Annotated in this window: 4 protein-coding genes; all 4 read right to left on the bottom strand. The window is 53.9% G+C overall.

Features of this window, described 5'->3' with window-relative positions; all coding sequences use genetic code 11:
- Positions 1-892: 892 nt before the first annotated feature.
- The 4 genes from GJA_RS25620 to GJA_RS26960 all read right to left on the bottom strand — a co-directional run bounded on the left by GJA_RS25620 (position 893) and on the right by GJA_RS26960 (position 3,567).
- Positions 893-1,687, bottom strand: coding sequence for an HNH endonuclease signature motif containing protein (locus GJA_RS25620; protein ID WP_144241643.1), 795 nt, complete (start codon positions 1,685-1,687; stop codon positions 893-895).
- 141 nt (positions 1,688-1,828) lie between these two features.
- Positions 1,829-2,185: a hypothetical protein gene (locus tag GJA_RS25615; RefSeq protein ID WP_144241642.1), complete on the bottom strand. Its 357-nt coding sequence runs from the start codon at positions 2,183-2,185 to the stop codon at positions 1,829-1,831.
- Between the two features lie 78 nt (positions 2,186-2,263).
- Positions 2,264-2,713 carry a hypothetical protein gene (locus GJA_RS25610; protein ID WP_038498045.1) on the bottom strand — a complete coding sequence of 150 codons (450 nt, stop codon included), beginning with the start codon at positions 2,711-2,713 and terminating at the stop codon, positions 2,264-2,266.
- 218 nt (positions 2,714-2,931) lie between these two features.
- Entirely contained in the window at positions 2,932-3,567 is a 636-nt protein-coding gene (locus tag GJA_RS26960; protein WP_197539818.1) for an immunity protein Imm33 domain-containing protein, read from the bottom strand.
- Positions 3,568-4,082: the final 515 nt, after the last annotated feature.

The raw sequence follows: 4,082 nt of genomic DNA, 5'->3' as shown, positions 1-4,082 counted from the left end.
ATGCACCAGCCCCATGCCGCCACGCTCAAGATGCTCATGTCCGGTAAAACCCCGGACCGTGCTGGCCGGCTCGATCGCATTGGCCGCATCGTCCGCGCCCGCGCCCGCCCCGCTGGCGACCCTCCGGTCGCCCCACGCATCGTATGCCAGACGCTCCACCACACGGCCAGAGGCGTCGCTTACCACGCTGCTTGAACCCAGGTGATCGGCCAGCACGTATTTCACGTCTTCGCTGCCGTTGCTGCGCCGCGTATGAATCGCCAGCGCGCCGCCAGCGCCGCTTATGTAGTGCCTGAATTGCGTTAAACCTGCCTGGCTGTTGATCTCCTTCTCGAACTCGCCGCCATTCAGATACACTGTGTGCTGGTACCAGCTTGCAGTTTGACGAGACGGCCAGTCAGCGCGTCGTACCCGCGCGTGGCGGTCAGCCCGTTCCCATAAGTTTCGCTGACTACATTACCATCGGCGTTTTCAGCATTGCGTGGGGCAAATATCCATAATCAAACGGGACTGGACGGTGCATGATAGCTGGAAGAATATTTTGACCCCGGCGGTACGGCAACCGGGGGCTTTTCCTTCATCCCGACAGCACCCGGCTTACTGCGTCCCCAAAGTTCTCAACCAATTACCGCCGATTTCAGTACGTTCCGCTTCCCACTCTGGTGGAAGATCTGCGATCTGATGAAGTGTCGGATCGGCATCAAGTAAAACCCCGATGCTAACGTGGTATGGCTCGAGAGGATCATTATGATCGACACCTCCACACAAGAACTGCCAGTCCCCGTCTTCCCTAACAACCAAGAGTGCAGGCCGCTCGCCTCGGAACATATGCCCACAACAATAGACCCCCAATCGCTGATCATCAAACTTTGAACTTCCCATCCCACACTCCTTATCTATAACCAGGTGGCAACCATTGCGTACCAATATCCTTAGCACCTTTCGACGTATTGCATGTACGGCATGAATTTGCCGCATTCGAATCGTTGGTTCTTCCCCCTTTAGACCATGCATCAACGTGGTCCGTTTGCGCAGAGTTTGCCTGGCCGGGCTTATTGGTGGTCTTTATCCCACAGTATTCGCACGCTGGATCGCCGTCCGCATCCTTTGATCTATCTTGGGCGCGGTCCCGCTCACCTTTGTTAAAACGACGTCGTGGATCTTTTTCAACGTCCTGTTTCTTTTCATCATCGCTACTACTGCTAGCTCCTTCTCCACTGTCTGTCCCCTGCGCATCCAGCCCCTGCTCCGCACTCTCAGCCGCCGCTTCATCGCTCATGCCCTCGGCAACGGCCATGCCCAGCGCGATCGGCAGCGGCGTCGTCGCCTGAAGCCCTTTGACGAAAGGAATCGCCCCCTTCGCCAGCCCCTTGAGCGCCGCGCTGGCAAGGTACCGGAATCCCCTCCCAGCCGCTTGAAGTTCCCGGTACACCCGCTCCCCTAACGATGGCGGCCGCGCCGTCATGTTCAACGACGGATCACTGACGTCATTGCTCACGTCGAGACGCTGCACGAGGCCCATCCCCACCCCTTGCATCGCCGTCCGGCTCGCCGTGACCTCAATCGTCGCCATGATCTGCATGTAACCGCTCGGATCGGTCGCATTGAGCGGATTGTTCCACACATAGCTGTAACGATTATAACTTTGCGACTGGTACGTCCTGATCGCCGAAAAGCGCGAAGCCACGCATCAAATCGCCTGAAAATGCCGTTGTTGGACTCCCAAAATCGACAATTCTTGGTGAGTGCTCTGTTCGTCCGTTCGCAGACCAAGAGTGAGTGAAAATAATAAATTGATCAGCGTTTCCCTGGACTCCGGCGGGCCAAACTATTTATACTCGGACAAGTCCATACACAACTTCTCCACCGCTTTCAGCAAGAGACCGCTGTTTGCCACTCGCTTATCAAGAATTACCAAGCATCGAAAATGGTCAGATTCTCGATAAGCGGCACTCACAAGAAAATTTGCCGTATCCTCTATTGCATCGTCTTGATGAGACGTAGTGATAATTTCAAGTCTGGACTCACTCTCTAGTACAAGATCGATCTGGTCTTCCATTTCGTCGGCAAATTCGCCATAAGTCGCAAATAAAAGCGTACCTATAGACAAGCAGCCCTTGATTACTTCTGCCAACACAGCATCCTCAAGACGATAGGACAAAGCCATTAAACTAACTGTTGGCATCGGTTTCAACTTCGCCCAATCGGCCCTTTCGACAGAATCAAAAACACATAATTCGCAAGATCGCATAGTTTCCCCTGATTATTGGCCGCCGCGAATTTTATCGATGTTATTCTGAAAAGTCCGGATTTCAGTTTCCAGATGTCGTATACGAGTAGCACGCTGTGCTTCAATTACCTCCTTGGGCTGATCTTCCATGCCTGGCCTGACGCTTGGGTTGTTCTTGAAGTCGGCAAGCTTCTGTTCGTGTTTCTCGATCTGCTTCTCCAATGATCGGATAGACTTCCGGTCCTCTTTGGACAAGTCCTTATCTTTATCATCATCCGATGGCGGTGGACTAGCTGTTGCGCTATTCGTCCCCTGCGCATCCAGCGCCTGCTCCGCACTCTCAGACGCCGCTTCATCGCTCATGCCCTCGGCAACGGCCATGCCCAGCGCGATAGGCAGCGGCGGCGTCGCCTGCAGCCCTTTGACGAAAGGAATCGCCCCCTTCGTCAGCCCCTTGAGCGCCGATTTCGCTACATACTCCACACCCCGCCACGCCGAACGAAGTTTACGATAGCCCCCCGTAGCTACGAAAGGATACGTGCTGCTGTTCCGCCACCCTTTGGACAAGTCCTTATCTTTATCATCATCCAGCGGTAGTGGACTGGCTGTTGTGTTGGTACAGCTTGGTCGACGATGCCGTGAACCCGCAGCATTTCAAGAAGGGACAAAAACCTATGCTGCACTTGAAGTACCACTACTTATTAAGTTTTGGCGTTCGCCACCTTTTGATCAAACCAAACATCGCTTTGCGGCGAAAAGAATCGATAGCCAAAAGGCAATGCCAGAAACTTGACAAGATCAGGTCTTCTAGCACTGACGTGGTGGGCGTGCACAGTTTTCAGCGTGCTGCTATCACCATTAAAACGATCCGTGGTTAGCCACCATCCCGACATGTGATCCGGCGATGGATATCGAACACCTTCCACTTCGTCGCCTTCATAAACTCCGTCTGAAATAACAACCAGTTGATCTAGTCTCGGCGGAGCAAACGCCGCCCCAACCTTTTGACAAATCTGATGTTGGTCTCGCCAATATGAAACAGCCGTATTCACACCAAAGACAAAATTCGTTGCTTCGGGGCTGTACTCCCAAAACACAAGTCGATTACGATCATCTAATTCTGCTTTAGTAAGCCAATATCCGTAATTGACGGTTTCGCCGGACTTGATTGGATTACCAGCCGCCGCATAGTCCTGTATGAACCTAACAAACTCGCCGCATTCATCCAGCAGCAAGGGATTATCGACTGTCGCACTTATTTCGTAGTTAAGTTGATTCAGCAGCCCTGCCGTTCGGCAAGTCAATCCCTCACTGATCATAGATATTTCGATACTCAATTTATACCTCCATTTTAGCGACTCTGTGTACCCCTTACTTGTCCACCTTGCACCCGGCTGCATGTCAAGCAGTGTGGATACAGTTCCTGCGCACCACCCGAAGGGTTCAACGCATTCGGAGGTTGATGATCGGGAATGTGATTGCCGCTAGTCGTGCCGGGATCTTTGCTGCCGCACGTGTGGCAACCAGTGTTTTGCCCGATCTCGTTAATTTTGTCGCGCTCTTCCTTGCTAAAGTCCCGACCGGGTCCACGTGCAGGAATTGATTCGCCAGCATGTGGGCCAGGTTGTAAGGTATCTTTTTTGCCGTCCTTCGCGCCATCTCCGCTATTCGTCCCCTGCGCATCCAGCCCCTGCTCCGCACTCTCGGCCGCCGCTTCATCGCTCATGCCCTCGGCAACGGCCATGCCCAGCGCGATCGGCAGCGGCGTCGTCGCCTGCAGCCCTTTGGCGAAAGAAGCCGCCCCCTTCGCCAGCCCCTTGAGCGCCGCGCTGGCAAGGTACCGGAATCCCTT

It is taken from the genome of Janthinobacterium agaricidamnosum NBRC 102515 = DSM 9628 (genome assembly GCF_000723165.1).
In the GTDB taxonomy this organism is placed as follows: domain Bacteria; phylum Pseudomonadota; class Gammaproteobacteria; order Burkholderiales; family Burkholderiaceae_D; genus Janthinobacterium; species Janthinobacterium agaricidamnosum.
Note: the sequence above shows the minus strand (reverse complement) of the source record. Positions and strands in the feature narration are given on the sequence as shown.